27 protein-coding genes and 1 pseudogene are annotated in these 25213 nt (G+C 63.5%); 11 read left to right on the forward strand and 17 right to left on the reverse strand.

What is annotated here, in order from left to right:
• Positions 1–109: 109 nt before the first annotated feature.
• The 4 genes from ACOQFP_RS04430 to ACOQFP_RS04445 form a co-directional block, all read right to left on the reverse strand.
• A complete protein-coding gene (locus tag ACOQFP_RS04430; RefSeq protein ID WP_421583604.1) occupies positions 110–1048 on the reverse strand; it encodes a hypothetical protein in 939 nt (312 codons plus the stop codon).
• Between the two features lie 38 nt (positions 1049–1086).
• Complete coding sequence (locus ACOQFP_RS04435; RefSeq protein ID WP_421583606.1) at positions 1087–1743, reverse strand: DUF6349 family protein; 657 nt, start codon at positions 1741–1743, stop codon at positions 1087–1089.
• A complete protein-coding gene (locus tag ACOQFP_RS04440) occupies positions 1743–1958 on the reverse strand; it encodes a hypothetical protein (RefSeq protein ID WP_421583608.1) in 216 nt (71 codons plus the stop codon). Before ACOQFP_RS04440 ends, ACOQFP_RS04435 begins: the two co-directional genes overlap by 1 nt.
• Before the next feature lie 125 nt (positions 1959–2083).
• The gene (locus tag ACOQFP_RS04445; RefSeq protein ID WP_421583610.1) at positions 2084–2323 is read right to left on the reverse strand and encodes a hypothetical protein; all 240 of its coding nucleotides are present in this window, start codon (positions 2321–2323) and stop codon (positions 2084–2086) included.
• 239 nt (positions 2324–2562) lie between these two features.
• Between ACOQFP_RS04445 and ACOQFP_RS04450 the strand changes: the two genes are divergently transcribed.
• Together ACOQFP_RS04450 and ACOQFP_RS04455 are read left to right on the forward strand one after the other, a co-directional pair.
• A complete protein-coding gene (locus ACOQFP_RS04450) occupies positions 2563–2805 on the forward strand; it encodes a transcriptional regulator (protein WP_421583611.1) in 243 nt (80 codons plus the stop codon).
• The gene (locus tag ACOQFP_RS04455; protein WP_421583612.1) at positions 2802–3791 is read left to right on the forward strand and encodes a DUF2971 domain-containing protein; all 990 of its coding nucleotides are present in this window, start codon (positions 2802–2804) and stop codon (positions 3789–3791) included. The genes ACOQFP_RS04450 and ACOQFP_RS04455 overlap by 4 nt, the downstream gene beginning before the upstream one ends.
• Positions 3792–3879: 88 nt before the next feature.
• Here the strand turns inward: ACOQFP_RS04455 and ACOQFP_RS04460 are convergent, their stop codons facing one another.
• The 3 genes from ACOQFP_RS04460 to ACOQFP_RS04470 all read right to left on the reverse strand — a co-directional run bounded on the left by ACOQFP_RS04460 (position 3880) and on the right by ACOQFP_RS04470 (position 6502).
• Entirely contained in the window at positions 3880–5526 is a 1647-nt protein-coding gene (locus tag ACOQFP_RS04460; protein ID WP_421583613.1) for a ParB/RepB/Spo0J family partition protein, read from the reverse strand.
• 101 nt (positions 5527–5627) lie between these two features.
• Positions 5628–5912 (reverse strand): hypothetical protein, encoded by a 285-nt coding sequence (locus tag ACOQFP_RS04465; protein ID WP_421583614.1) that lies wholly within the window; start codon positions 5910–5912, stop codon positions 5628–5630.
• Positions 5913–6115: 203 nt separating this feature from the next.
• Positions 6116–6502 (reverse strand): hypothetical protein, encoded by a 387-nt coding sequence (locus ACOQFP_RS04470; RefSeq protein WP_421583615.1) that lies wholly within the window; start codon positions 6500–6502, stop codon positions 6116–6118.
• 421 nt (positions 6503–6923) lie between these two features.
• Here ACOQFP_RS04470 and ACOQFP_RS04475 point away from each other — a divergent pair.
• From ACOQFP_RS04475 to ACOQFP_RS04495, 5 genes and pseudogenes are all read left to right on the forward strand, one after another.
• A pseudogene (locus ACOQFP_RS04475) lies at positions 6924–7334 on the forward strand (site-specific integrase); the annotation flags it as partial.
• Between the two features lie 270 nt (positions 7335–7604).
• Positions 7605–8408 (forward strand): site-specific integrase, encoded by an 804-nt coding sequence (locus tag ACOQFP_RS04480; protein ID WP_232433769.1) that lies wholly within the window; start codon positions 7605–7607, stop codon positions 8406–8408.
• 35 nt (positions 8409–8443) lie between these two features.
• Positions 8444–10225 (forward strand): hypothetical protein, encoded by a 1782-nt coding sequence (locus tag ACOQFP_RS04485; RefSeq protein ID WP_141215008.1) that lies wholly within the window; start codon positions 8444–8446, stop codon positions 10223–10225.
• Entirely contained in the window at positions 10222–12315 is a 2094-nt protein-coding gene (locus ACOQFP_RS04490; protein ID WP_094642678.1) for a hypothetical protein, read from the forward strand. Before ACOQFP_RS04485 ends, ACOQFP_RS04490 begins: the two co-directional genes overlap by 4 nt.
• Positions 12312–12746 (forward strand): hypothetical protein, encoded by a 435-nt coding sequence (locus ACOQFP_RS04495; protein WP_042940335.1) that lies wholly within the window; start codon positions 12312–12314, stop codon positions 12744–12746. Before ACOQFP_RS04490 ends, ACOQFP_RS04495 begins: the two co-directional genes overlap by 4 nt.
• Before the next feature lie 927 nt (positions 12747–13673).
• On the opposite strand, the gene ACOQFP_RS04500 is transcribed toward ACOQFP_RS04495, so the two are convergent.
• Together ACOQFP_RS04500 and ACOQFP_RS04505 are read right to left on the reverse strand one after the other, a co-directional pair.
• Entirely contained in the window at positions 13674–14999 is a 1326-nt protein-coding gene (locus tag ACOQFP_RS04500; RefSeq protein WP_099040036.1) for an ISL3-like element ISPfr2 family transposase, read from the reverse strand.
• Between the two features lie 991 nt (positions 15000–15990).
• Positions 15991–16302 (reverse strand): putative quinol monooxygenase, encoded by a 312-nt coding sequence (locus ACOQFP_RS04505; RefSeq protein ID WP_006247389.1) that lies wholly within the window; start codon positions 16300–16302, stop codon positions 15991–15993.
• Positions 16303–16409: 107 nt separating this feature from the next.
• Between ACOQFP_RS04505 and ACOQFP_RS04510 the strand changes: the two genes are divergently transcribed.
• From ACOQFP_RS04510 to ACOQFP_RS04520, 3 genes are all read left to right on the forward strand, one after another.
• Positions 16410–17351, forward strand: coding sequence for a GlxA family transcriptional regulator (locus ACOQFP_RS04510; protein ID WP_421583616.1), 942 nt, complete (start codon positions 16410–16412; stop codon positions 17349–17351).
• A 221-nt stretch (positions 17352–17572) separates the two neighbouring features.
• The gene (locus tag ACOQFP_RS04515) at positions 17573–18661 is read left to right on the forward strand and encodes a matrixin family metalloprotease (protein WP_421583617.1); all 1089 of its coding nucleotides are present in this window, start codon (positions 17573–17575) and stop codon (positions 18659–18661) included.
• A gap of 133 nt (positions 18662–18794) precedes the next feature.
• Complete coding sequence (locus ACOQFP_RS04520; RefSeq protein ID WP_141216750.1) at positions 18795–19319, forward strand: hypothetical protein; 525 nt, start codon at positions 18795–18797, stop codon at positions 19317–19319.
• A gap of 358 nt (positions 19320–19677) precedes the next feature.
• Here the strand turns inward: ACOQFP_RS04520 and ACOQFP_RS04525 are convergent, their stop codons facing one another.
• From ACOQFP_RS04525 to ACOQFP_RS04540, 4 genes are all read right to left on the reverse strand, one after another.
• On the reverse strand, positions 19678–20532 hold the full coding sequence (locus ACOQFP_RS04525; protein WP_421583618.1) for a hypothetical protein: 855 nt from the start codon (positions 20530–20532) through the stop codon (positions 19678–19680).
• 28 nt (positions 20533–20560) lie between these two features.
• Positions 20561–20797 carry a hypothetical protein gene (locus ACOQFP_RS04530; protein WP_421583619.1) on the reverse strand — a complete coding sequence of 79 codons (237 nt, stop codon included), beginning with the start codon at positions 20795–20797 and terminating at the stop codon, positions 20561–20563.
• Between the two features lie 128 nt (positions 20798–20925).
• Complete coding sequence (locus ACOQFP_RS04535) at positions 20926–21312, reverse strand: HicB family toxin-antitoxin system (protein WP_421583620.1); 387 nt, start codon at positions 21310–21312, stop codon at positions 20926–20928.
• Complete coding sequence (locus ACOQFP_RS04540; RefSeq protein ID WP_421583621.1) at positions 21309–21509, reverse strand: type II toxin-antitoxin system HicA family toxin; 201 nt, start codon at positions 21507–21509, stop codon at positions 21309–21311. The genes ACOQFP_RS04535 and ACOQFP_RS04540 overlap by 4 nt, the downstream gene beginning before the upstream one ends.
• A gap of 198 nt (positions 21510–21707) precedes the next feature.
• On the opposite strand from ACOQFP_RS04540, the gene ACOQFP_RS04545 reads away from it, so the two are divergent.
• On the forward strand, positions 21708–22079 hold the full coding sequence (locus ACOQFP_RS04545) for a histone-like nucleoid-structuring protein Lsr2 (RefSeq protein ID WP_421583622.1): 372 nt from the start codon (positions 21708–21710) through the stop codon (positions 22077–22079).
• Positions 22080–22093: 14 nt separating this feature from the next.
• On the opposite strand, the gene ACOQFP_RS04550 is transcribed toward ACOQFP_RS04545, so the two are convergent.
• The 4 genes from ACOQFP_RS04550 to ACOQFP_RS04565 all read right to left on the reverse strand — a co-directional run bounded on the left by ACOQFP_RS04550 (position 22094) and on the right by ACOQFP_RS04565 (position 25203).
• Positions 22094–22924, reverse strand: a complete 831-nt coding sequence (locus ACOQFP_RS04550) for a hypothetical protein (protein ID WP_421583623.1) — start codon at positions 22922–22924, stop codon at positions 22094–22096.
• An 86-nt stretch (positions 22925–23010) separates the two neighbouring features.
• Positions 23011–23505 (reverse strand): LNS2 domain-containing protein, encoded by a 495-nt coding sequence (locus ACOQFP_RS04555; protein ID WP_421583624.1) that lies wholly within the window; start codon positions 23503–23505, stop codon positions 23011–23013.
• Positions 23506–23602: 97 nt separating this feature from the next.
• Positions 23603–24271, reverse strand: a complete 669-nt coding sequence (locus tag ACOQFP_RS04560) for a TetR family transcriptional regulator (protein WP_421583625.1) — start codon at positions 24269–24271, stop codon at positions 23603–23605.
• Positions 24268–25203 carry a DUF2637 domain-containing protein gene (locus tag ACOQFP_RS04565; protein WP_421583626.1) on the reverse strand — a complete coding sequence of 312 codons (936 nt, stop codon included), beginning with the start codon at positions 25201–25203 and terminating at the stop codon, positions 24268–24270. The genes ACOQFP_RS04560 and ACOQFP_RS04565 overlap by 4 nt, the downstream gene beginning before the upstream one ends.
• Positions 25204–25213 lie beyond the last annotated feature (10 nt).

A 25213-nucleotide genomic window follows, 5' to 3' on the forward strand; every position in this document is an offset into this window, starting at 1 on the left:
GCCTCTGCCGTGATCGGCTGTTGTGCCTGTCGTTGTGCCGTTGGTGGGTCATGCTGCCAGGTGGTGCCGACAAGTGACTGTCTGTCGGCACCACAGCGGGCATGACGGGTCAGCTGGTGAGTTGTTTGCGTGTGGTGGTTTCTATGGCGATCTTGGCGCTGGCGTAGATGCGGTCGGGGATGGTGACGATGCCGGCCGCGAGTTCCTCGACGGTGCGTAGCGCTGTCTCGCGTTCCTGCCCGGTGGCCGAGGTGTCCAGGGCGATACCGAGTGCGCTGCGGATCCGGCGCACGGTTCGTTGGTCCTCGACGCTGGTCACGCGCAGCCCCATGGTGCGGGCGTAGCCGTCGGCGCTGCGCCAGGCGGTGCGTGCTTTCTGCGCGGCGAGGGCGAAGACCTGCACGCGCTCTGCGGTGTCGGGGCACTGTTCGGGCCGGACATCGTTCATGGTGGCGAAGGCGTCGATGAAGGCTGCGGTGCGCGGCTCGGTGAGGTCGTCGAGCAGGGGCCTGATGAAGATGGAGTAGGGGTCGGCCAGGTAGGCGGCGTAGGCGTCCGTGATCTCGCTGTAGACGGCGTGGGCGGCGGCGTAGTCGGCTTCGAGTGCCTTCTTGGCGTTGCGTCGGTCGACGACATGGCTGCGGGTCCGAACGCTCAGGTACGCGGCCAGCGCGAGGGCGAGCACCGCTACGACAATCCAGACCAGCGGAGTCCAGTCCATCGGAACGTCGGGGACGACAGTCGGCGGTGCCGGGGCGTCCGCGATCACGGGCTGCTCGGCGGACGGCAGGTCCATCGCCTCCTCGGTAGACACCGGCAAGAGGACCGCTCGGACTGCGGTGGCGGCGACGGCAACGAAGAGCCCTCCCCCGCACATTTGCGGGGCTGTTCTGGCCTCTCCACCTGTCATACGAGACCGGAAGAGCGTGACTCCGCCGAAGATCATGCCAGCGATACCGAGGACGGTGCACCCCCACATGACGTGCGACAGGAACATCACGAAATCGGCGGTAGTAATGGGCGTCGTTTGGGGTAGCGGGTTATTCATCGGTGATGGGCCTTTCCAGCTCGGGTGGGGCAGCAGGGTCACGGTTTGCGGGCGAGGTGTGCGGCTGCGGTGGCGGCGGCGATGTCGTAGCCACCCCACGGCGAGCGGTGCGGGACCGAGCGCAGGCCGATGGTGTTGCCGCGTCGGGTGATGACGGGCCATCCGGTGGAGCGCTCACCGATGAGCTCGATGACCTTCGCTGTCCACACCTGGTCCTTCTGCGACGGTGCGCGTTCGGGGATCACGATCGGGAGGTCGTCGATCCAGCCGGGATGGGCGTGATCGAGGGCGTCGCAGACTGCCTCGGCCTCGTCGGCGCGGTTCTCCCCTTCCCACGGGCAGCCGGTACACGCGCCGCGGTAGACATCGCCGCCAACGCACTCACACGGAGCGTCCCTGCTCGTGTCCGGGCAGCAGCAGTCGAGGTCCGCTGCAATACAGGTGGGTTGGCAGGTCTCGGTGGGTGTGGACGGGTCGCAGATTCCCGGACGGAACGCGTGGGAGGCGGCGCTGGAGCCGTGCCGTCCCCAGGTGGTCGCCCAGGTCTCGAATTCGGCGATGCGAGCTACCACCCCTCGGGTGGGGCTGGCGAACAAGGTCGGGATGCCGTGCCGCTGAACGTGCAGCTCCTGTTCATCGGCGTCGGCGGCGGCGAGCACCTCGAAGATGTCGATCTGGCCTGCGGTCTCGGCCATCACCGCACGCCCAGCTCGGGACGGGTGAGGGACTGCACGGCGAGCGAGAGTCGCACGTCGCTGGCGTCGACGACGACCGGGTGGGTGCGGCTGTACCAGGCACCGGGCGCGTCGAGGAGGGCGGTGACCTCGACGCGGCCTGCGGGCGCGGTCCGGTAGCCGAGAATGTCGATGATTGTTCCGTCGAACTGGGTGTCGAGCGAAATCAGTTTCATTCCAACTCCTTTGAGGCGGCGGCGCGCGGGCGCGGCGGGCGCGGCGAGGGTGGCGGTCATGGGTAGCTCCCAAGGTCGGGCGGAGAAAGAGTGTGAGAGACGGTTCTCGGGCTGTGCGCAGATGTTCAGGACGGCAGGGTCTGGCAGTTGCTGCATTCCCAGCGTCCGGCGGTCGAGGTGCAGGTCCGTCGCTCTTCGCAGAGCCAGCAGATCTGGTTGCGCTTGCGGGTCGACACCTGCTGCGCGGCAGCCACGGTGGCGGCCTGCGCGCGGTACTGCTCGCGAGTGCTCGCGTCGCGGGCGAAGAGGTCGGCGCGGACCTGCTCCGGAGCACGGGCCAATCCGTCGATTCGCACGTTCAGCATGTCCCCGAACGCCGCGCGGCAGGACTGGCACACATCGCCCGGTGTAGCGACCGGAACAGCACATCCAGGTAGCGCGCAGCCATCGAACAGCGTTGACTGCCAATCTAATTGGCGTGATTTGGTGGGCGTCGAGGACATATCCCATCCTTACAGCGTTCCGCTGTAAGGTTGCAAGGGGTTCAGCGAAGTTTCTACAGCGGATCGCTGTAAGGTGCAGGTATGTCGAGCACCACACCACTATGCGCATCAACGAGGCAGTGATGGCTGCCGACGAACTGTCCCTTGCCGACGTTCTGGCACTGATCGAACGCAGGACCGGCAGAGCGATCACATCGTCGACGTGGCGGTCCTACGTCGCACGCGGCCAGGCCCCCAAGGCCACCCGTCGCATCGGCAATGCCCCGCTGTACTCGCACGACGATATCGATCAATGGATCACCGACCGGCCGGGCAGCGGCGCGCGGACCGACCTGCGCCCGTGACACTGTCGTCGCGGCTCCGCCGATGGACTCGGAAGAAAGGGGCACGCACAGTTGAATCCGCAAACGCCGAGGAGATCGCGGTTCCCGAGTTCCCCACGGAGACGCTGTGGCACTACACGAACACCGCTGGCCTTCTCGGCATCCTGAACAACGTGGACAAGAAGGCCGAGGACGACAAGCCCCGATCCGGCACCTACAAGCCGATCCTCCACGCTTCGGCAGCGCAGTTTCTCAACGATCGACGCGAGTTGACCCTGGGCCTGGAGCTGATCAAGGACGGCCTGGTGGAGCTGGGCGTTCGAGGATCCTTCGACCACACTCCCGAAGCGAAGGCCTTTCTCCAAGAGGTTGCCCGTGCCATTCAGCAAGTCATCGACCAGACATACCCGGACTTCATTCATTGCTCGACAGTCTCGTTCTCGACCAAATGCGACTCGCTGAGTCAGTGGCGCGCCTACGGTCAAGGCACGGGCGGGTTCGCGATCGGTTTCAAGCCCGAGCTGTTCCCTCGCAGCAGCACTCTCGAGCGAATCGGGGGCCTAGGGCTACAGGAGGTCACCTACGTGCGCGACACCCTCGAGGGCCAGCTACTCGATGCTTTCCATCTGTTCATCGCTCAGGCGCAGACCGACATACGCTCCGGCAAGCCCAATGAGTACGCGGTCCGAAAGGCCGTTCAGCGGCTGGCTCTTCGTGCAGCCAGCGTGAAACACGTAGGTTTCGACGAAGAGCGCGAATGGCGTTACGTGGAACCAGGTTTCGGTCAGGAGACGGGAGTTCCCAATGATCCGGACTTCAAGGCCGGGGCAGCAGGCCTGGTTCCCTATCGCAGTATCGAACTACCAGCGGACGCCGTGGTCGGCCTCTGGGTCGGTCCGGGGCCGTACCAGTACGAGAACTACCTTGCCGCGCGGTCGATGCTGTACCGCTACGGGTACGTCGACGCCTCGCATAACGTGCACCGTTCGGACACACCGTTCCGCTGACACACCCGCCAATCGTCAACATATCTTGACTAACACGCAAAGCCCCGGCCATCGGATGGTCGGGGCCCTTCCGTCGGTGCGGTTCCGGTCAGGCGTCGTCGTCGACTGCGGCGTAGGCGTCGTCGACGGTGATGTTGCCGATCGCGGCCTGCTCGACAGGGGTCAGGGTGTGTCCGCTGTCGGCGAGGAAGGTCAGGTAGCGGTCGATGCCGACCATGCCTCGGTAGTGCTTGGAGGAGAACCGCCAGTAGTCCTTGGCGTCCTGGGGGCCGGTGAGACGGGCCTCGAACGCGGTGAGCACACGAGCAAGGAGCAGCACCTCAGCGCGTGCGACGGTGGCGCTGTCGGCCTTCTGCGCGGCCTCGCGGAGGGGTGAGCCCATGATGTCGGCGTATCGCTCCCCGCATTTGGATTCGGTGAACACATCACCGTGGGTGGCCAGGACGGTCACGATCCACTTGGTGGCGTTCTTCGGGACGTCCTTGCGTGACAGCAGGCCAGTGAGGAACGTACGCCGTGCCTCGGTGGCGGTCGCTCCGGCGCGGTTGAGTGCCTTGACCTTTCGGCGTTCGGCCCGCTCGTCCTCGATGCGTTCGGCTTCGGCGCGCGCTGCCTTGCGTTGGGCCGGGGTCAGCCCGTCCTGAGCATCGTCATCGGATGCGTCGCCGACGGCGGCGATCCGCTCGGGTGCGAGTTCGAGGCCGGCCGCAGCGCGGTTGTCGTGATGGAGGAAGAACTCGTAGCTCCAGGCGGGCACTTTTTCGACCGTGTTGGCGTGCCGCAGCTCGTCGTACGCTTCCGCGTCGTCGTCGCCCTCGGTGTCGAAGTCGATGTCGTCTTCGGCGACCTGTTCGCGGGTCGCTTTGTCGACCCAGATGGCGCCGGTCTCGTGGACGTGGACGTGCCACAGGTGCGGTGCCTGCTCAGGTGCGTCGGCCGGGACCGCGCTGCCGTCTGCGGTACGTAGGTCTGCGAGCGAGAACCACTCCCCCTCGCTGGTGGACGGTTCGTCGTGGAGCAGGGTGAATCCGCGTGCGATGTGGTCGGCGGCGGCGACTCGGGTGTCGGCTCGTTCGTCGAGTTTCCGCTGGAGGGTTGCCAAGCGGTACTCGAAGCCGTATCTGTTCTCGAAGATCTTCTCGATCGCATTGGTGATCCACGGCTCGGCCTGTGCGGCGTCTTCGAGATCGGCCAGAATTGCGGCCCCTTCGAGGGTGAGCTGACGGTCGTCGAGCTGCTGGCGGGCGCGCTCGGATCGTCCTGCACGACCGGCCTTCTCCACGTAGGACTTGGGGACGTGCAGTGCTGTCGCGACCTTCTGCACGCTCAGCCCCAGATCGCGCAGCTCGGCGACGCCAGCGGCGTGTTGGCCCTTGGTGAGGCCTTCGCGTTGATCGTTGAGGTTGATCTGCTCGGTGATGCGCTCGATACCTGCTGCTCGCTCGTCGGTGGTCTGATCACGCACCATTACCGGGATCGAGGCGAGGCCGGCTTCTCGGGCGGCGAGGACGCGGCGTTGCCCGTCGTGAACGGCGAGGGTCCCGTCTGCGCGGCGCACTGCCAACACTGCCTGGCGGACGCCGAGTTCGGTGATGGAGGCGATGAACTCGGGTGCAGCGGTGATGTCGACGCCTGTGCGGACATTGGCGGTGATGTTGAGCTCGTTCGGATCGGCGTCGACGAGGGTGTAGCCGGTCGCGGACGGAGTCGATTGTGCGGCGATGGTGGTGGTCATGGTGTGTGGTCTCTCCCTGGCTAGTGTGTGCAGGTGAGGCACCGGGCAGATATCAGCTGCCCGGTGCCTCACTCGCGAAAATGGGGCGGGATGCGGCACGCTCAGCGTTCAGCGGTCTTCGTCACGGGTGCTTCCCAGATCGGATCCTCGACGCAGATGCCGCTGATGTCGGTCCAACTTCCGGTGACTTCGTATCCATGCTCGGCGAGCAACACCATCGCCATCTCTGGGGTCCAGTCCATCGGGGCGTGCTCCTCGATGCCGGTCGCTTCCAGGTACTCGGTCTCGGTGCCGCCTCGCCGAATCGACACTCCCAAACCGTATTGGGGTCGTTCGTCGCCGTACTCGGAGGTGACGGCGGTCAGGTTCTGCTTCGTTTCTCCCATGCCCCTAACCTTACAGCGTTCCGCTGTAAAGTCAAGGCGTGCAACAATTTTCAAGATTATCGGGAATCTGATGCGGCTGCCCGTACTTGCGCCGTGAATCACCGCTGGCCGTTGAGCATCATGTCCACTCCCGGTCGGCGACCGCGAAGCACCTGCGGCGGTACACTCGGAAATGGTTGCGTTACAGCATCATCGGTCCACAGTCACGCGGGATCGAGCGGCTTGGTGGGGTTCTGCACCGGGGACCGGAGGTTGTAGGTGTCGTACCACTGCTGCGCGGCTTGCTTGCTCATGCCGAGGATCTCGCCGATCTTGGACCACGGCAGCGGCCGCTCCTGACTCCGGAGGCGTCCGATGATGGCGTAGCGATCGGCGATCATCGTCGAGGCCAGGAACGCGTTGATCTCGAGTGCGTCGACGTCGGAGACCGCCTCGCCCATTCGGCGCTCGGAGTTCTTCACCCACGTCGCAGCATCCTTGCTCCCCTGCTCACGCACGATCTCCGCGAGTTCCACGTCCAGTAGTGCGGCCTTGTATTCGACGTAGAGTGCGGTCAGTTCGGTCGGGGTGAGAACGCTCTCCGATTCCATAGCGTCAACATATCTTGACGCTTCATGGTTCGTCAAGATGTCTTGACGATGCCGCCGATCAGGCGACGTCAACATATCTTGACGTTGATGCCGCATGAGGCCGTCAAGATGTGTTGACGATGACGGCGGTTTCAGTGGACCGGCGTCGCAGCTTCTGCGGGGCACCACTGCCGGGAAAGCTGGAGAAAGCCCTTACCGTTGCCGATCGGTATCTGGAAGCTGAGGCAGCAAATCCATTGTCCGCGAGATGTTTTCGCCCAAGCATGGAGCAGTCCGGGCGATTTGGTGTCCATCGCGAGACCTTCCGATCTGACTTTGAGTGGCGTCCCGTCTCGGAAGGAGCTGCCTCCGGATGAGCCTGCCACAGTGAGCGCTATGTTTTGTGCACGGATGGACAGATGTCCACGTACTGTTGCCCACCATGCCGAGACCTGGTTGGCGTGTTTGTATCACTCCACACGAGTTGGTGCCGCGGCCAGCGGTGCCGGACACAAATTTGGAGTGGCCTGGGTTCGCGCGGCCAGAGTTGGTGGCCGGCACGCCGTTCCTCATTGACCCATCATTTGAGTATGACATCGAGTTGAATGCCTTCTTCAGATCAGTCGATATGCAGGCGAAGGCGCGCCACACCCAGGTGGGCTACGCCCGCGATCTAGCCGCGTTTTTGAACTTCGTTGCTGTCTCACGAGACAGAGCTCGTTGGTGCGACGTCAACGAGGCTGACCATCTGGCGTACTGGCGCTGGCGCAGGATCGACTCTCAAGGGCCGCACATACAAGGTGCGACATGGGACCGAGAGGTTGCCGCAGTCGACAAGTTCTATCGATGGCAGGTCCGCGCGGGCCATATATTGAACAACCCTGTGCCGCAGAGAGTTCGACGACCAATGCCGTTCGGCGCGGGCCTCGTCCGTCATGACTCTTCGACCACAACACCGGCAACCTACTCGCACGATGCCGCGACGGATCGTATCGAGTGGCTCCCACCCCAGTCCTACCGTTTATGGCGCGATGTCGGGATTCGCGGATATCGCGCCGACGGTGTCCACGACACCGGGTTTCGCGGTCGCTGGGCGGCGCGCAATGCATCATTCTGCGACTTGATGGTGCGCACCGGCATGCGGTTGTCCGAGCAAGCGGCGCTGACGGTATTCGATGTGCCAACAGCTCGCGGTCTCGGGGGCTATCAACGTTTTTGGCTGCCGACGGCCATCGCCAAAGGTCGTTCGGCCCGCCGAGTCTACGTTCCTGAATCCGTGATCGCCGACCTGATCGGGTACGCGACACTCGATCGCGCGGAGGTCATCGCCCGCGCACGCGCCTGCGGACGGTACGAACAGGTTCGCCGCCCGCTCGTGATCCCTGATCCGCATTCGCCGGTCGTCGTACAGACTCGGTCCGGTCTGCGATCGACCGTGAAAGTTTCCAACCTCGATGCCGACGAACGACGCCGCTTGCTCATCGACGGGCCCGATGGCTTGACGCCGGCCGCGTTCTGGCTGTCGGAGTTCGGCACCCCCATCGCGGTCTCGACCTGGAAAGACATGTTCGCAGTCGCCAACACACGGTGTCGTCGAGCAGGAGTTCCTCTGACTGCACATGCTCACCTCCTGCGGCACACGTTCGCGGTGGTGACTCTGGAACAGCTACAGCGCGGACATATCAGCGCGATGACCGAAATGACTGCCGAACAGCGAGGGCAATGGACACAGATCTTCGGTGACCCTCTGGACTGGGTGCGACGTCGCCTCGGACACCGCTCCGTGGTGACAACACAGATCTACTTACACGCGCTGTCGGAATTGGAAATGGAAACGCGAATGATGTTGGTGCCCAACACATGGGAAGATCCCCGCGACACTCCACTCGACGTCTTCGACGTCGCCACTGAGAACAAAACACAGTGAACGGTCGCGGCAGTACCGGCACCGGGCGCCGCGCGATGCTCCCATCTGGCCCGTACACACCGACCGAAGGCGAACACGCCATCGCCTCCGGCCTCACGGTCCGATTCGATGGTGAAGACGGCCGGACTCTGCTGGTGGACGTCGCGAAGATGGCGCTGCCCGGTTGGCACACGGCAGTTGCAGAGGCTCTGGCCCTTGCCCTCGGGGCGACGGGACGCAGCAGGACGCTCAGCTCAGCGAAGGGACTGGTTACGAGGGTGCGATCCATGCTGCGATCCCTCTCGGAACTGCCGGATCCACCGACCGGACCACCGTTGCTGGAGACCGCCCACCTCCAATCTGTCTACAACCAGCGCAGAATCACGCAGAAGGACGTCTACGCCTGGCGAGGCATCGCACTTTTCGGACAGTTCCTGACGTTGCCACCGCTGGTCGATACGGTGAATTCATCAGTGATCGACTACACCTGCCGCCAAATCGGGCAGACCCGGATTGGCCAACCTGGCTACTCGGACGGAGAGTTCGATCGTATTCTCTCAGCCGCTCGGTCAGACATCACCGCATTGCGCGATCGAATTCGACTCTCGGAAGCTGCAATAGGACAAACGGGTGAACAGGAAGGCTTGGAGGGCGACAAAGAGCTCGTCGCGATTGCGGAATCAGGAGTCGTACCCCCGAGCCGGAGCTTCAGCGCGCACGTCGTCAGACTGGAGCTTGCGAGCCGGCTCTATATGACGATCCGGGACCTCGCGCCAATGCTCGTGTTGATGGTGGCGCTGACCGGCCGCAATATCGAAACCATCAAAGAGCTCCCCTGGGAACACCGAATCCTGGAGACACGCGCCGTCGAAGTCCGTGTCATCAAACGCCGCCGCGGCAATCACCGATGGTTCGAGACCGCGACGTGGGAGATCGGGCCACCGGGTCGCGAACTGCACTATCCCGGCGGTCTTTACCTACTGCTACACGAACTGACCACTCGCAGCAGGAACACTTCTGGCAGCGCATCCGTTTGGTCGATCTGGCGTAGCGGCCACAACACCGGCCTTCGCGGTATCGAAGAACATTTCGACCCATTCGCTCGCGAACTGACCGCGACAGCAATCAACCTTGCCGGATGGCGCACCCGGCATTGCCTCCACGCTGACGTCGTCGACGGAACGCCCCCGGCTCCGCTTGCGGTCACCGGCAACCGGATCAAGACCACGGCAGACGTGCGCCGTACCAAACAGATCGGCGGTCACCTCCCGTCCGCTGCCCGGAGCAACACCATCCCGGTTCTGTTCCGGAACTATCTACGCGGAGACCCGACAACACAGGAATGGGCACACACCGTTGTTGCGGCTGCCGTCAGCGACGCCGAATCGAGCGCTCTGGCAGCACACAGACGGGCGCTGCACGTTGCAGGAGGCACACTGAACGTGCAGCCGGAACGCTCCGCCACCAATCCTCACGGGGATACCCCGCCGACGCACACAGACGCAGCCGATACCGCCTGGTCAGCCTGCCGGGATCACGACCACCATCCCGCCACCGGGAGAAGCTGTCGCGCATCGTTTCTCGACTGCTTTCACTGCGGAAACTGCGTGATCACGCCTGATCACCTTCCTGGACTGCTCGGATTGCTCGATGCGCTGGCGGCCCGCCGCGATCAGCTGTCGGAGGCCGATTGGTGGGTCCGATACGGACCGACGTGGGCGGCCATCCGCCATGACGTTCTCTCGAAGTTCAATCGGTCCGAGATCCTGGCGGCAACGGAGATCAAACCCACCGATGCACTTCTCGATCTCGTCGAATCACCATGGGAGCAAACATGACCAACGCCCACCCTCAACCGTCGACGTCGCACCCGTTCGACGAACGATGCGTACTGAACGGGCGGCCGGTGCGCCCGGAGACAGAACTCAGCCGAGCTTCCCGATTCGTAGAGGACGTCTGGGATCTCAGTCCAGCTTTCTTTCAGCAACATCATGTTGCTCTGATCCTCGACTTCACATCCGTGCCGTCTGTCTATCGCACCGTGGCCAAAGAACTTTTCATCGGGCTGCTGGGCGGGCCTGCACCCGCCAGAGGACGCGGCTTACCGAAGGTAGCGACGATTGCCTCGATGTTGCCCACGCTCCGCCACTTCTTCTCCTGGCTCGCTTCGCGACCCAACCTGCGCCAGCCGCTGCTATCGGAGTTGCAACCTTCCGATTTGATTGCGTACCAACTGCATTTGCTCGCGACGCAACCCACTCTCACGGTTCGTGATCGCTATCGCAGTTCGGTTCGGTCGCTCTATCGCTACCGCGGACTCATGGTTACCGATCAGCTGACTTTCGACCCGTACCACATCGATGGTTGGAGCGAGTCCGGCGACAGGAGCGGGCCAGACAACGCGACCGCCAGAATTCCGGAGGCGGTGCTCGGACCCCTACTCACCTGGAGTCTGCGGTTCGTCGATGAGTTTGCATCGGACATTCTCGCGGCAGACCGCGAGTGGCGACGAGTTCGATTGCAAGAAGGGGTAGTTCCGCCCGAGGCAAGGCGTTGGGTAGAGAAGGATCTGGTCCATCTGTTAGCTGAATACCGTGACGCAGAACGCCCACTACCGGGACACAACGGCCAACCGAGCTTTCGCCACCTGTCCCGCCTGCTTGGATGCGATCGCTCGACCTTGCGGACTTACCATGACCTCATCGAGGACACAGCTCGACTGGTCGGGGTCGACAACGATGTCTCGTGTGACGTGGTGATCAACGGACGGATCAACGGGTCCCCCTGGATTGACCGCATCCTGTTCAATCGGCGTGATCGGCAGGCCGGGATCTTGCACCTGCTGTCGGCGCTGAGCGCAGCCTGCTACGTGATCATCGCGTTCCTGTCCGGCATGCGTGACAGCGAGATCAAGCATCTGCAGCGGGGCTGCATCAGCGTCAAACGTGACCCTCACGGCAGGCCCTACCGGTGGATGATCACCAGCCTGGCGTTCAAAGGTGAACGCGACCCCACCGGAGTGCAAGCGACCTGGGTTGTCGGCGCTCCGGCCGCCCGCGCCGTGGCGGTCCTCGAACTCCTCCAACCCCGTAACGAAACCCGGCTGTTCGCACCCTCAACTCATGGCACCGCTGTGCGGATCGGCAAAACCGCCGCTCACGTCAATTTGACCAAGACCACGAACGACCACATCAACAATCTGGTGTCCTGGATCGATGGCTATTGTCGCGCACATGATCTCGCAGAGGACATTCCGGCTGTGAATGCCCAAACGTGGCGGCTGACAACCCGCCAGTTCAGACGAACACTCGCCTGGTTCATCGCACGCCAACCCGGCGGATCCATTGCCGGGGCAATTCAATATCGCCACCAAGCTGTCCAGATGTTCGAGGGCTACGCCGGCACATCGGATAGCGGTTTCCGCGCCGAAGTCGAGTCAGAGGAGGCCCTTGCCCGAGGGGAGGGTCTGATGGCAATGATCGATGCCCACGAACACACCGATCTCGTTGGACCCGCCGCCGACGAAGCCCGCCGACGTCTGAGCGAGCTCGAGTCGAATATCCGATACCAAGGACAGGTCGTCACCGACCGGCGTCGGCACGACCGCTTGATACGCCGATTCGACCCAGCAATCTATCCAGGCCGATACGCCACCTGCGTCTACGATCCGGACAAGGCACTGTGCACACGCGCACAAAACCTTTCGGGCCAGAACGCGCCGACGCTCGGTGGTTGTCGACCTCTCGAATGCCGCAACGTCGCGCTCACCTCAGGCAACCTCGACGAGTTGCGTTCGGAGAGCTCCGATATCGAGCGCGAGCTCGAACGAACACCGTCGCTGCCTCCGTTGCTGCAGCATCGACTACGGCAACGGAGTGAGCAGATAAATCAGTTCGTCGACCGACACGATCCGAACTCAATCCGATGAGTAAACGCATCGACCTCCCGAGCGAGCAGGACGTCCGTCGAGTGATGACAGAGCACATCGAAGACGCAGCATCGGCCGGCGGCCGCGCCACTGTCATCGGCCTTGCCCGTCGACTGGGTCTGTCCAACGCAACCTTCTGGCGGCACTACCCCGCTATCGCTGCCGAACTCAGAGCCGCTTCCGTCGCAGCTCCCGTCGCCACACGGCATGACGACCGGACCGAACTCCTTGCCTCCAACAAACGCGTGCAACGAGACAACGCGGCGCTGACTCAAGACCTCACCCTCGCACTGGCCGTCATCCAGCGGCTAACACTCGACAACCACGCCCTACGGAAAGAACTGGAAACAACGTCAGGGGTGACCTCCCTGCAGTCACGCTCGAGCTCCGCGGACGCTGTCGTGGGCGCGTGTGGCCGGCAGGACCGCTAAGCCTCGATCCACCGATAAAGCTGCAAGATACTGGGCGTCGGGGAGGAAGTATCCTCCGACCAGAATTAATTCGAGTTCTCACACAGCGAATCAGACCAGACCACTCCGAGTATGTTCACCGCTGTCCTTTTTGAGATGACTCGTTCAGCTTTTGACGTCGGATGGCAGATACACCAACGACAATGCTTGCGATCCCAGCCGCGAGGACAAGCGTTGACAGCGGATCAAATTCATGAGTCTCCACACGCGTGTCAAAATCCTGTGCAGCGCAACGCACGACGACTAGCGGTAGGAGGGGACGACTGGACTCGACGTCGACAGCCCCCGGATAAGCATTCTCGCAAATTTCTGAGGCCGAGCGACCGAGCCCAACCTGGCTGGTCGCCCCAAATGCAACACCAACGAGCAAGACGCCGATTAGAACCAGCAGGACAGCTGGCCGTAGCCACCGAGAACCTGTATTGCTCATGCGTTCGAAGTCTAGCCGCCGTCGAGTTGGCGGCGGTCACGGTGACCGAATTGTGACCAAACTCGTGTTCGCGTGTCTCTCCAACGGTGGGCAAACTGACCGTACTGTTCGGTTCGTCCTTGATGCCCTTTACTGTGGGAGCTCCATGAAACCGAGCAGGCTACCTCTCAAGTCGCATATTGGCGATCCAAGCCCATTGATCAATGTCCGCTTCAGGCAGCATCGGACGCGAAATCAAATTGTCGCTCGAAGAATGTCACTTATCGGTGCGTTAATTACATCCCTTGCATTGCTAGTTTCTACACCTGGCGTTGCGAACGCCGATCAATTTCGCAACAACCAGTGGGTATTCGGCTCCATCGAACGCGAATTTATCGATTTCCTTTCTGGTGCTAACCAATACGGCCAAGGCGGCACCTCGAGTATCGGAGAACCCACCAGTGGCGAGCTTTACGGGCTCATCCCAATCGGGGGTGTAGGAGTTGGGGTCTGAAGCCGCCGGTCTCGAGCAGGCTTCGGGCGATGTAGTTGGTCAGGTTGCGGAACCCGAGTGCGGAGCCGCGCAGGTGTTCGAGCCGTCCGTTGAGCGCCTCGGTCGGCCCGTTGCTGGTGCCAGGTCGTTCGAAGTAGGCGAGCACGTCGGCGGCTCGCTTCTTCAGGGTCCGGCCCAGGGTGGTGAGCTCGGTGAGCACCTTGGGGACGCCGGCGCTGAGGTCGGTGATCAGCTTCTCCATGAGCTCGCGGCCACGTTGCCGGTCCTCGTGGCGATAGGCGGCGATCATGCGCTGGTAGACACCCCAGGTCGCCTCGACCTCGACGTGAGCGTCATCAACGAACAGCGCGCGTAGCCTGTCGCTCTGCTTGTCGGTAAGCAGGTCCGCGCCGGTGTGCAGCGTGCGCCGCGACTTGTAGAGCGGGTCGTCCCTGAACCCACGGTGCCCGTGGATCGCGAGTTGGACCCGGCGCCGACACCTGTCGAGGGCGTCACCGGCCAGGCGCACGACGTGGAAGGGATCCATCACCGTGACCGCGTCCGGGATCTCCTCCGCAGCGGCGGTCTTGAACCCGGTGAAGCCGTCCATCGCGACCACCTCGACCGCGTCACGGAAGGCGTCGTCGCGGTCGGCGAGCCAGGTCTTGAACGCCGCCTTCGACCGGCCCTCGACCATGTCCAGCAGCCTTGCTGGGCCGGAGCCATCGCGGACCGGGGTGAGGTCGATGATCACGGTGACGTACTTGTCGCCACGCCTGGTGTGGCGCCAGACGTGCTCATCGACGCCAATGACCTTCACGCCCTCGAACCGCGTGGGGTCGTTGATCAGCAGCCGCTTGCCTTCGGCCAGGACCGCGTTGTTGGCGGTGTCCCACGCGACCCCGAGTCCCTCGGCGACACGGGCGACGGTGAGGTGTGCGACCACGATCCCTTCCAGCGCCCACCGCAACCCGGTGCGCGAGAGCTTCGCGCGTGGCTCCGCCGCGGCGCTGGTGTCTTGGCGCCACACGTGTCCGCAGTCGGCACAGCGGTAGCGGCGCACTACAACTTCCAGCACGGTCGGTCGCCAGCCCAGTGGCTCGTGGGCCAACCGCCGGATCACGGTGTCACGAGCAGCGCCTTCGCTGCCGCACCGTCGGCACCACTGATCTGGTTCCACCACGCGGCACGCGAGGACCGCACGATCCGGTTCAAGTCGTTGCCCGGTCACGCTCAGACCGAGGCCGTCGAGTCGAGCGAAGGCGGTCAGGTCAGGGCGGCCGAAGCCGGCCGGCGGGGTAGCGTCGGACACGTCGAGGTCTTTCGGATGGATGGCGTAGGAACCTCCATCGTCGGGAGACCTCGACGTCTATCTGCGGACCGACGCGCCCGGCCGACCCACACCCTGACCTGGGAAGAGCCCTGAAACGTCTTCGACGACGACGGGACCGGCGAGGAGCAAGGCGCGGTGAGCTAAAGAATGGAGCTTGCTCGGCTTCGACGCCGCCGCGAGCTCCGGTGAAACTCCGGTAAAACGGTCGGTACTGGTCGGTCGTCGTCGGATGGCAGCGTCCCCCACGCTCGGCGTTTGCGCAGGTCAGCGGCTCGTTCACCCAGTGGGCGCATCAAGCGATAGACGCAGAGCCGACGTGATTAGGTCGTCGGTTCGATTCCGACAGGCGGCTCCGGCGAACAGCCCCTGACCTGCGCAAACGCAGGGCAGGGGCGGTTCGGTTCTGGTGGTCGCGCGATGCGCTGGCCTCACGGCTCTGCCCGACACCGACGTCGCTCTCCTCTGCGACGGACCCCTCGCCTGCTGAGCGCTCGCGGCCGGCATCCTGTCCGTGTGCCGATAGGCCTCGCTCCGCTCGGCAACGCAGCGTGGCGTTGTGTCGCGACCTGGACGTGCGAGGTGTCAACGGTGCGTCGGCGCAGCGATCGTTGTGTGCGCAGCGAGATGCTCCATGCCGCACGCGCGACGCGCACGAACGCAACGCCCCGGAACGCCAACGACCCGTCATCGCTGCGACGCGCAACGCGTCTCCCGTCACGGCAACGGATCGCAACCACGACCCGCCCACGGCGCCTCGCGGGACGGAGGGCAAGTTGACACAGTTGCGCTGCCATGAAACCGCGCTGGCTCTCTCGATGACCACCGGTGAAACAGTGCCGCTCCAGGCTTGCGCCTGGTGTTGCCTGGCCTCCTCGTGATCGGCCCGTCGGGGATCGTCAACGTGGTGCGGGTGTCGAGGCGGTCGGGTCCGACGGCTCGACGGGGCGCGATCGTCTCGTGCGTTGGCGGACTACGGGAGCTTGGACGCGAGGACGTCGGCCGCCAGGATCTCGGGTGCTGCCCCGAGGAGGTGCTGGTTGGCCATCAGGGCTGCGACGATGGCGCCGTTGGCGTGGGCGTCGCGAGCGGCCTCGTCGGGGAATGCATCGAAGATCCAGAAGGTGTCGGCGTGGGTCCTAGCCGCGAACCAGACAATCGTTCCTACTTCTTCGTTGGCGAGAGCGACAGCGCCGGCGAGCAGATCGGCGAGCGCGTCGTGCTGTCCATCGGCCGCGACGATCTTGGCGACGAAGGCATACGGAAGTGATGCGGGCGTGGACATGAGGGGTTCTCCTTGAAGTCGGGGTTCTTCGTGGGGCGAGTTCAGCGTACGACGAGCAAGGGCCGGTGGGGAGTGGCGTATACGACAGTATTGCTATTGTTCGCGCCATGCGTATCGGACTGATCGCGATCGACGGCTGCTTCGGTTCGGCGGTCGCGTCGGTCATCGACATCGTGCGGGTGGCCGACGGAGCCCGCGGCGATGTCGACCCGCGGATCGACCCGATCGAACTCGCCATCCTCGGACCGAAACGGCGAGTGACCACGACAACATCGATGACCCTGTCGGTAGACCACCCGCTGTCGGAGTCCGCAGAGTTCGACGTGGTCGTCGTCCCTGCGCTTGGAACCCTCACGGCCGCCGCGACCCACGACGCCCTCCAGAGCCGAGATGCACGTTCGGTCATCGCCTCACTCGGGCGCCTCGACGACGCGACCACCCGGATCGCCGCGGCGTGCACCGGCGTGTTCGCCGTCGCCGAGACCGGACGGATGCATCATCGGCGGGCGACGACCAGCTGGTTCCTGGGGCCGGAGTTCCTGAAGCGCTATCCGACCGTCGCCCTCGATCTCGACACCATGGTCGTGGTCGACGGGAACCTCGTCACCGCCGGCGCCGCGTTCGCCCACATCGACCTCGCGCTCTCACTCGTGCGATCGATCAGCCCCGACCTGGCCCAACATGTCGCCAAGCTCCTCATCATCGACGAGCGTCCGTCGCAGGCGGCCTTCGTCGCCTACGAACATCTCCGGCACGAGGACCCGATCGTCGTCGAGTTCGAACGCTTCGTGCGCGCCCGCCTGGACGAACCGTTCAACGTCGCCTTCGTCGCGCAGTCGCTCGGCACCAGCCGGCGCACCCTCGAACGACGAGTCCGTGCGGCGCTCAACCTCACTCCGCTCGGCTTCGTCCAACGGCTTCGCATCGAACGAGCGCGGCACCTCTCAGCAACCACGGACCTCACCTCCGCCGAGATCGCGCTACGGGTCGGCTACGCGAACGCCGAGACTCTGCGCTCCCTCCTGCGCAGGGAGCGACGCCGTTCCTGACCTATCGCCATGCCTGTAGCCGGTGTCCTAGCGCTCGGTTGGAACCACCTCTCAGCACGTCGCGTCGACGCTCCTGCGTCGCCCCTGGACGACCCACTCGACACGCCCGCAGCACAGGCCATGTGACGTGCCCCGGCTTCCCGGACGGTCGGGGTTGGGTGGCTGTGATGTCGCTGCGTTCTCGTCCCGGGGGTCAGCAGACCCGATCAGGGTCGATTGGGATGAGCCGCGAAGGCGGTCAGGTCAGGGCGGCCGAAGCCGGCCGGCGGGGTAGCGTCGGACACGTCGAGGTCTTTCGGATGGATGGCGTAGAAACCTCCATCGTCGGGAGACCTCGACGTCTATCTGCGGACCGACGCGCCCGGCCGACCTACACCCTCATCTGGGAAGAGCCGCTTTACGCAGGAAACAGCAACGAGGGGCGGTGGCAGGAATTCGGGTTTACTAATCGCATTTACTGGTCGCCGAATGTCGACCCAAACAAAGGTCGTCAAATCGGCGGCTTGATCATGAACAAGTGGCTTAATTTGCCATCGCGTCAGTACAGAACGTATGTCAACGGCCCGTATCAGTACGAGAAGCGAAGCGACGAACGTGGACGACTCGGGTACCCGGTCACACGTGAGAGCCCTGCTTCTGGCGGGCGGTACAACAACTTCCAGGGCGGCGCGATTACATACAAGTTCGGAGCCACATCTGCCTATGCCACCTGGGGTAACATTCGCGATCAGTGGGCTGCGCAGAACTACGAGCTTGGACCCTTGGGCTTCCCGAGCAGTGATGAGTACCTGTGTCAAGATGGAACAACGTCCAATGATGGTTACGAGTCATATGGCGCTTCCGGACAGAACTTCCAGAACGGCCAGTATCTGACGTCAGGACGCAGGCCGCCGACATTGGGCTACAGCTCAGTCCTCTTCTCCAAACTCACCTATCAGTCATCTTCCCAATACACGACCGCAATTTCGCAGGCATCCACTGCTTGGAATGCACTTGGGAGCGTCCAGGTTACCCCCTATGACCCTGTGAACCCGACGCTCACTAATGTGGAAATTTCCGACGCCAACCGTCCGGACGTCACATGGGCCGGGCTATACAGCAACACCGACTTTGGGGTGGACACTATTCAAATGAATACAGCGAAGCTCGGTAACGCCAGTAATCAACGGAACGTTATGACACACGAGATGGGTCATGCGCTCGGTTTGGCGCATAACTGCAAAAGTCAGCTGATGGATCCGATTTCAAACTCATCGGTTTTTGCGCCGCAGTTCATGGATCAAGCCGCCTACCGTCAACTCTGGGGATGACATGATGAAGGTCAGAAGTTTAGGATCAAAGTACGGCACGGTGGGCGTTGCGAGCTTATTCGCCTGCATTGTATTAGTTGGCTGCAGCACTTCGGCAGGCACGCAACCTGGAGATGCTGGCACGACTGCCAGCGTGACTACGCGCACACAAGCAGTGGAAATGGACTCGGCTTTCGATGTGACAGACCCTCAGCAGCTTGCCGGTTGGGCCGACGCGGTCTTCGTCGGAACAGTGATTGAGCAAGTCGGTACGAAGGCAGTTGGGCCGTTTCCCGAGACGCAGTTTTCTGTTGAGGTGCTTCAGACCCTAAAGGGTGACGTCGCGGGCCAAATACTCGTCAATCAGCAAGGCGGGTATGGCACCGACGGTACGTTGTACTTACTGGACGATGACCCACTGATCGAGCCGGGAGCAACATACCTTATGTCGGCTGGCTTCTTGCCGTCCGAAAACTGGTACACGGTCGCTCCACGCGCGGGCAAAGTGACGTTGTCAGCAGAGGAAGTTGCTGCCGTCAGCGATGGAACTGCGCGGCGATCAACCGATGAGCCAGCGCCGGTCGCAACAATGCGAGATGCCATCGACAACGAGATTCCGTTCGATCCGAACCGCGAATCGGAGCCCGTCAGCTCCGAACCGCCAGTGCCACCAAGGTAGGTGTGTGACTTCAGTCGACTGGACCGGAAGCTGATCTTCACGTCCCACCAGTGCAGTTCGGGGGTGTATGACTTATTCCCGAACTGCACTGACGTTTTAGCCTGTCTTGGCTGTCGACGGGCCAAATCCTCATCCGCGGTGGCTCCGCTACAGCGGCAGCTCATGGTCCGAGCGTGATTCGGGCAGGTGTCGAACCCTCGTTGGTGATGGCCCGAAACAGCGGGATACTAATCGGATGCACAGTGGTCAGAGGCAAACCCCGTCTACAAAATATTGACCAGAACTCGCTGGGGCGGATCAACGATCCGGCGGGTCGGTGGTTCGAACGTGACGGGCCAGTTCTCGTACAGGTCGCTGGTCATTGCGCCGCCGCCAGTCGACGGGTCGTCTCGGTCCCGGCGGGGATGCTCTCGGCGGTGGGCGACCAGCGTAGGCCCTGCTCGCCGAAGCTCGGGGCGGTCAGGGTGTATCTGCCGGTGCGCTGGGCGATACCGCGCCCGTGGACGGCGGTTTCGATGGTGATCGACCGCAACCGGCCTCGGCTTCCCTCGATGCCGCCGAAAGCGATGGGCCGAGAGGCGATGGTCAGATCCAGACCGGGCATGCGCCCGTCCGTGATCGCGAATACTCCAGCGTGCGTGCGTGTTCGAGCCAGAATCGACCGAGCGCGAGTCGGCGGCACGTCGCGGCCGTGCACGGTGCTGATAACCAGATCGATGCCATCGATGCAGATGCTGGCGACGTCCAATGGGTCTCCGTCGCCGGGATCTATCAGATGTACCTTCGCCAGATTCCCACCCTGTTCGTGTACGGCGAGGAGCCCGAATTTGGGTAGGCCTATCAGGGCGACGTGATGGCCGGCCGCGCTGGCAGAGGCGACGAGGCCGACGAGAACGGACCCCGCTCCGGTGATCGACAGGGCCGTTCCGCGGGCCAGTGCGCCCTGTGGCAGCAGTTCCGACAGTGGCGTGGGTGTCGGGATGGTCCGCAGGCTCCGTCCCCGCAGCGTGACCGTGAGCGGCTCGGCAGTAGCGGCTCCCGTTGGGGACGTCGCGGCTACCGACTCCTGAACGGGCGCAATGGGGTCGGGCAGCTCCGTGGGCGCGTGGTCACGACGACCAGGGATGGAGGCCATCTGTCGGCGCAACGCTGCGAGCTGGGAGGCCTTGTCGAGCCCCGTGAGGTCGGGCGAAGCGCTGGCGATACCGGCCATGAGATGCGCCTTTCGCCGAACGGATCAGTCACCCCAATCTATGCGAACACATGTTCGATGTCGAGTTGCCTGCGTACCTCGCCTCCAGGCCCGACTCGTACGCTCTCGCCGCGTCGAGGACGTGCTCGAGTGAGAGATCGGGATCGCCGGTGAGGTGGCGATGCTCGGCGAGGATTCGCACTACGTCGTCCAGGGCATCGCGCACGGTCGGGTCGTCGGGGTCGTAGCCCTCGTCGATGATGGCCGCGCGTTCGATGGGGTCCACACCTAGTTCGACGCGGCGGCGTCGGGCGCGGTTCCCGTGTCGTAGATCAGGTCGTCGGACCCTTCGTAGCGGTAGGCCCGCTATCCGCTCGGGAGCGTCTCGTCCGCCGCGACCGCATGGTTGGGTGGTCAGCTGTTGACGAGTTGGCTGGCTCGCTGAAATGTCACGCCGAGAAGCGATCCGATGTCTCGGACGGGCACCTGGGCGGACGCGAGTTTCTTCGCGAAGGCTTCGGTGCTGGCTTTGACGCGGGCTTCGTCCTCGGCCAGACGTGCTCGCTGTGTCGCGATCTCGGCGATGCGGACCGCGAGATCCTCTCCCCCGGGTTCGAGTTCGATGTGCTGCTCGATCTCGACATCGGCAAGTGCGACTCCGGTTTCGAGGGCGATCAGTTCTTTCGCTGCGGTGGGGACATCGTCGATGCGACGGGCTTGAGTGAGGGCGTCGAGTTCGGGGACGGCGATCATCCACCACTTGCCGTCTCGGGTCACCGACACCGTGTAGGTCTTGCTCACTGCTGTGCCTCCTTCATGACTGCGAGGATCTTGCGGTAGACGCCGGGCGAGATCGTCCGGTGCCCTTCCGGCACAGTCACTTTGACTGCTCCATCGGCCGAGACCCACGTGCTGTGCGAGCCGACCGTGCGGACCGAGGTGAACCCGGCCGCCTTGAGAGCCTTGACCACTTTCCGCGTGGGCTGCTCGGTAACCATGAGGTTAGTCTAGTCGATTGGACACTTTCTAGTCAAGTCGACTAGACGAAATCCGGCCTAATGGCGGTGCGGTGGTCGACACGGAGGAAGTGCTTACTCCGCATTTCCTCATCTGGCGCATCTGCCTGCGGGTTCGGTCTGGTTAGGGTGGTTGTCGACAGCAGTGTGTCTTCAACTCGAGAAAGGCCGCATCGAACCGTGGCGAAAAAAGTATTCACCCAATTGGTCGACGATATCGACGGCTCGGTCATCGACGACGATTCAGGCGAGACGATCGAATTCTCCGTCAACGGTGTCGACTACCTCGTAGATCTGAAGGCAAAGAACGCCAGCGAGTTTCATCGCAAGATCGGCTACTACATCGAGCACGCGACCCGTGTCGGCGGGCGTAAGCGTCGGCACTCCCCCACCCTCACGGCTCCGTCTGCTGCACCCTCGAACAGCGGGGCCACACGTGATCCGGCTCAGACCAGAGCTGTCCGGCAGTGGGCCGCAGACAATGGCCACAAAATCAGCGACAGGGGCCGCATTCCCGCTGCGATCGAAGAAGCATTCAACGCTGCACACTGATCATTACTTCAGGATCACCGCGCGAACTCAACGGTGTATCCACCCAGACCGTCGATCGACAGGCTGTACTGCACACCCTCGAGTGTCGTCATGTTCCAGCCTTCCTTGACGCTCAGGGTCTCGCCCATCGGCAGTCCTTCAATGCCGCTGGCCGCGGACGAATCGACGTCGCCATCGCTCACTTGCTGAATACCGACGTATGTACCGCTGTATTTGCTCTGTTCGGCGTTTGTCGCCTGGGTAGAGACCATATCCGGCATGGTTGAGTCCGGTGATGTGTTCTTGACGGTGACCGGGAAGTAGACGCTCACGGGGTACGGAGCTTGGTCAGAGTCGATGATGGCGTCCTCGCTCAGTGCGAACTCGACCGGTGCGCCCACTGTGATCTCCAGCCTCACCTCGCTCAAATCCCGCCTCGTGTCGCTGTAGATTGCGGTCTGCCCGAACGTGCATGGACCTCCCCGGGACCATGGGTCCGTCGTGTCGCAGACCATCGGGTCGGCCGACGGGGAGGGTTCCGCTTCCTGTGCCGGAGCAGGCTGCGGAGAGGATTGTTCGGCGCTCGAGGCCGTTGCGGCGTCGGTCGCGGACGCGTCGTCGTCCTCTGTGAGCGCTCCGACGGTGATGATGCCCGCCAGGATGACCCCGACCCCTCCCAGTGCGGCCCACAATCGCCAGGGAGGCTTTGGCTTTGGTCGACGGAAGGTCATGGTGGTTCGCAGGATGCCATCCTGTCGGTCGACCAGCTCCCAACCTTCCTGCTGCTTACCTGCGATCGTTTTCGACTCAGCACCCCGGATCACCTTGATCTCGGTGACCTCGTACCGCGCCTGCTCGGCGTCCATGTCTCTTCCCGTTCTTCGATAGTGGTGATGCGGGGTGGCAGCGCCCGCTCGGTGATCGCCCCGAAAAGTGCTCGCTGATAGCGGGGCTACGGGTTGTCCAATCGGTCGCGTAGTGACGCGATTCCGAGCTGGGCGAGACTGTCCGCCTCGTGTGCGCGGACACCGCTGACGCTCAGGCGGCGAACGGCGTCCGGGTCGTCGTCGACGAAGCCGCGCAGCCATGCCGGGTGCCGGTTGATCACTGCCCTGGCGTGCCCGAGCTTGATCTGCCAGGCCTGCCGTGTGTGTTGGTTGTACTCGGAGGCCGGTCGGCCGAGGACCGCTCTGCTGTCGGGGAAGTCCTGGTCGGTGAGCCACGCTCGTGTCGCGGGCAGGGCATATGAGGGCCGCGTCGTCGAATAGACGATCGTGTAGCCGAGACCGTGCACCGCCCAGGCCAGATCGTGCCCGCCGGCGAGCACTGCGGCTTCGGGTACGTGGGCGAAGAATTCGCGCCACCGCTGAGCTGGGTCGATCTCGTCGTCGGTCAGCACGCTGTCGTGCGCGGACAGGTCGGCCAGGACGCCGTCGATGTCGATCATGACCACCCGGTCCTCGTTCGGGCGGTGCACTCGAGGTCTGGGCCGTCGCCGTGTCGGTGCTGGCCGGGTCGGCTCGGTGACGGTGTCCACTCCTCGTTCATACCCGAGCGACATCGCCATCCTCGGTGGCGCGCCGCAGAGGTGACGCGGTGTTCATCTCCTCCGACGCCGCGTCCGTGGCGGCTGTGTTGCGCGCGGCGGCGAGGACGGTATCGAGAGACTCGCGGTAGCCGATCGCAATAGACGCCCTGAACCCTGTCGGGACGATGTGGGCCAGCAGGCGATACCCGGCCAGTGATGCCGCCAGAACGCGCACGAACCTCTCCGCGGTGAAACCTTCTCGTAGACTGCCTGATTCGGCAGCGCGGTCCGCGAGGTCGAGTATTGCCGCCTCCCACGCTGCGGACGAGCGGTGAGCATGGAAGTCCGGTTCCACGCTCAACCTGGCTTCGGCGCGCAAGGAGACGTCGTGGTCGAAGGCCTGCGCGGCGTCGTCGACCATGCCAGCGATCGCATCGAGCGGGGGAACACCGTCAGCAGTACTCCAGCGTGCCGCTATGGCGGTGTACGCGGCGGCGGCGGTGTCGAGTACCGCGACTGCTATCTCCTGCTTGGAGGAGAAGTGGAAGTACATCGCGCCTTTGGTGCTCGACGTGTTGTCGAGAATTCGGGTCACCGACGATCCGGCGTACCCGTACCGCGCGAATTCTGTTGCTGCTCCGTCCAATATGGCAGCGCGGGTCCTGACGGCTCGCTCCTGCGTCACCGCGACGCACCCACGTAGTCACGATCGCTGTCCATCGAGTCGTAGTCGGCGTCGTCGTACCCCGAACGTGCTTCGGTCGCGCCATCGGCGCTGTGGTCGTGATCGACGTCGGTCGTGGTGTGCGCTTCGTCGGCCACGATGGTGGGGGTCGCGGTGCTGCGCTCGGCAGCGATGTTCTGCTGTACCTGAGTCCAGGTCTTGATATGCCGCGAGACAGTCGAGGTGTGGAGCTCGAGGTGGCGTGCGATATCACTGAATGACCAGTCGGGGTTTGCGAGGTAGAGATGGACACTGGTCCACACGGCAGGCTTGAGCAGGCCGTTGTCCAAGTCTTCCTCCACTCCCACAGCCTCGAAAGGCCGCGATGCAGGGTGCTCGACGGCGGGGTCCTGTGCGGCGGCGATGGAGGCCGGCCCGGTCGACGCATCATCGCCTGCAACCGGTGCCGCGGTGATGATGCGTCGACGGGGAGCACTGATTGCGACGGACATCATCTCGCCCATGGTCATCACCATCAGCGGAGCGAGGGCACCCATCATGGCGGCAACGGCCGCGTTCAGGTCGGTGACGGTGAGGACGGCGTGGTAAGCGTTTCCTGCCATGCTGGCCACTCCAGCGAGGGCAAAGACGGCGATGATGAATCGGCGGCCGCGAACGGTGGCGCGGTCTGTGTGCTGGGACAGCGCGATACGGAAGATGCTGGCCGCCAGGATCGGTCCGTCGAGCACGACCGGTATGACCCACGCGGAATCGCGCAGTCCGGCCATGGACCCCAGGTCGAGCAGGGTGGTGAAGCTCAGCTTGAAACTGGACGCGGTAACCGCGAAGGCGACGATCAATCCGATGACGAGCGCCCAGGTGATGACAGCAGGGTGGATCTCGCGGGTGTCCTCGGTGGTGTTCTGATCAGGGTGGGTATTAGCGTTGTTCATTGATCGCAGG

The sequence above is a fragment of the Rhodococcus sp. MALMAid1271 genome, from assembly GCF_049195265.1.
Lineage (GTDB): Bacteria > Actinomycetota > Actinomycetes > Mycobacteriales > Mycobacteriaceae > Rhodococcoides.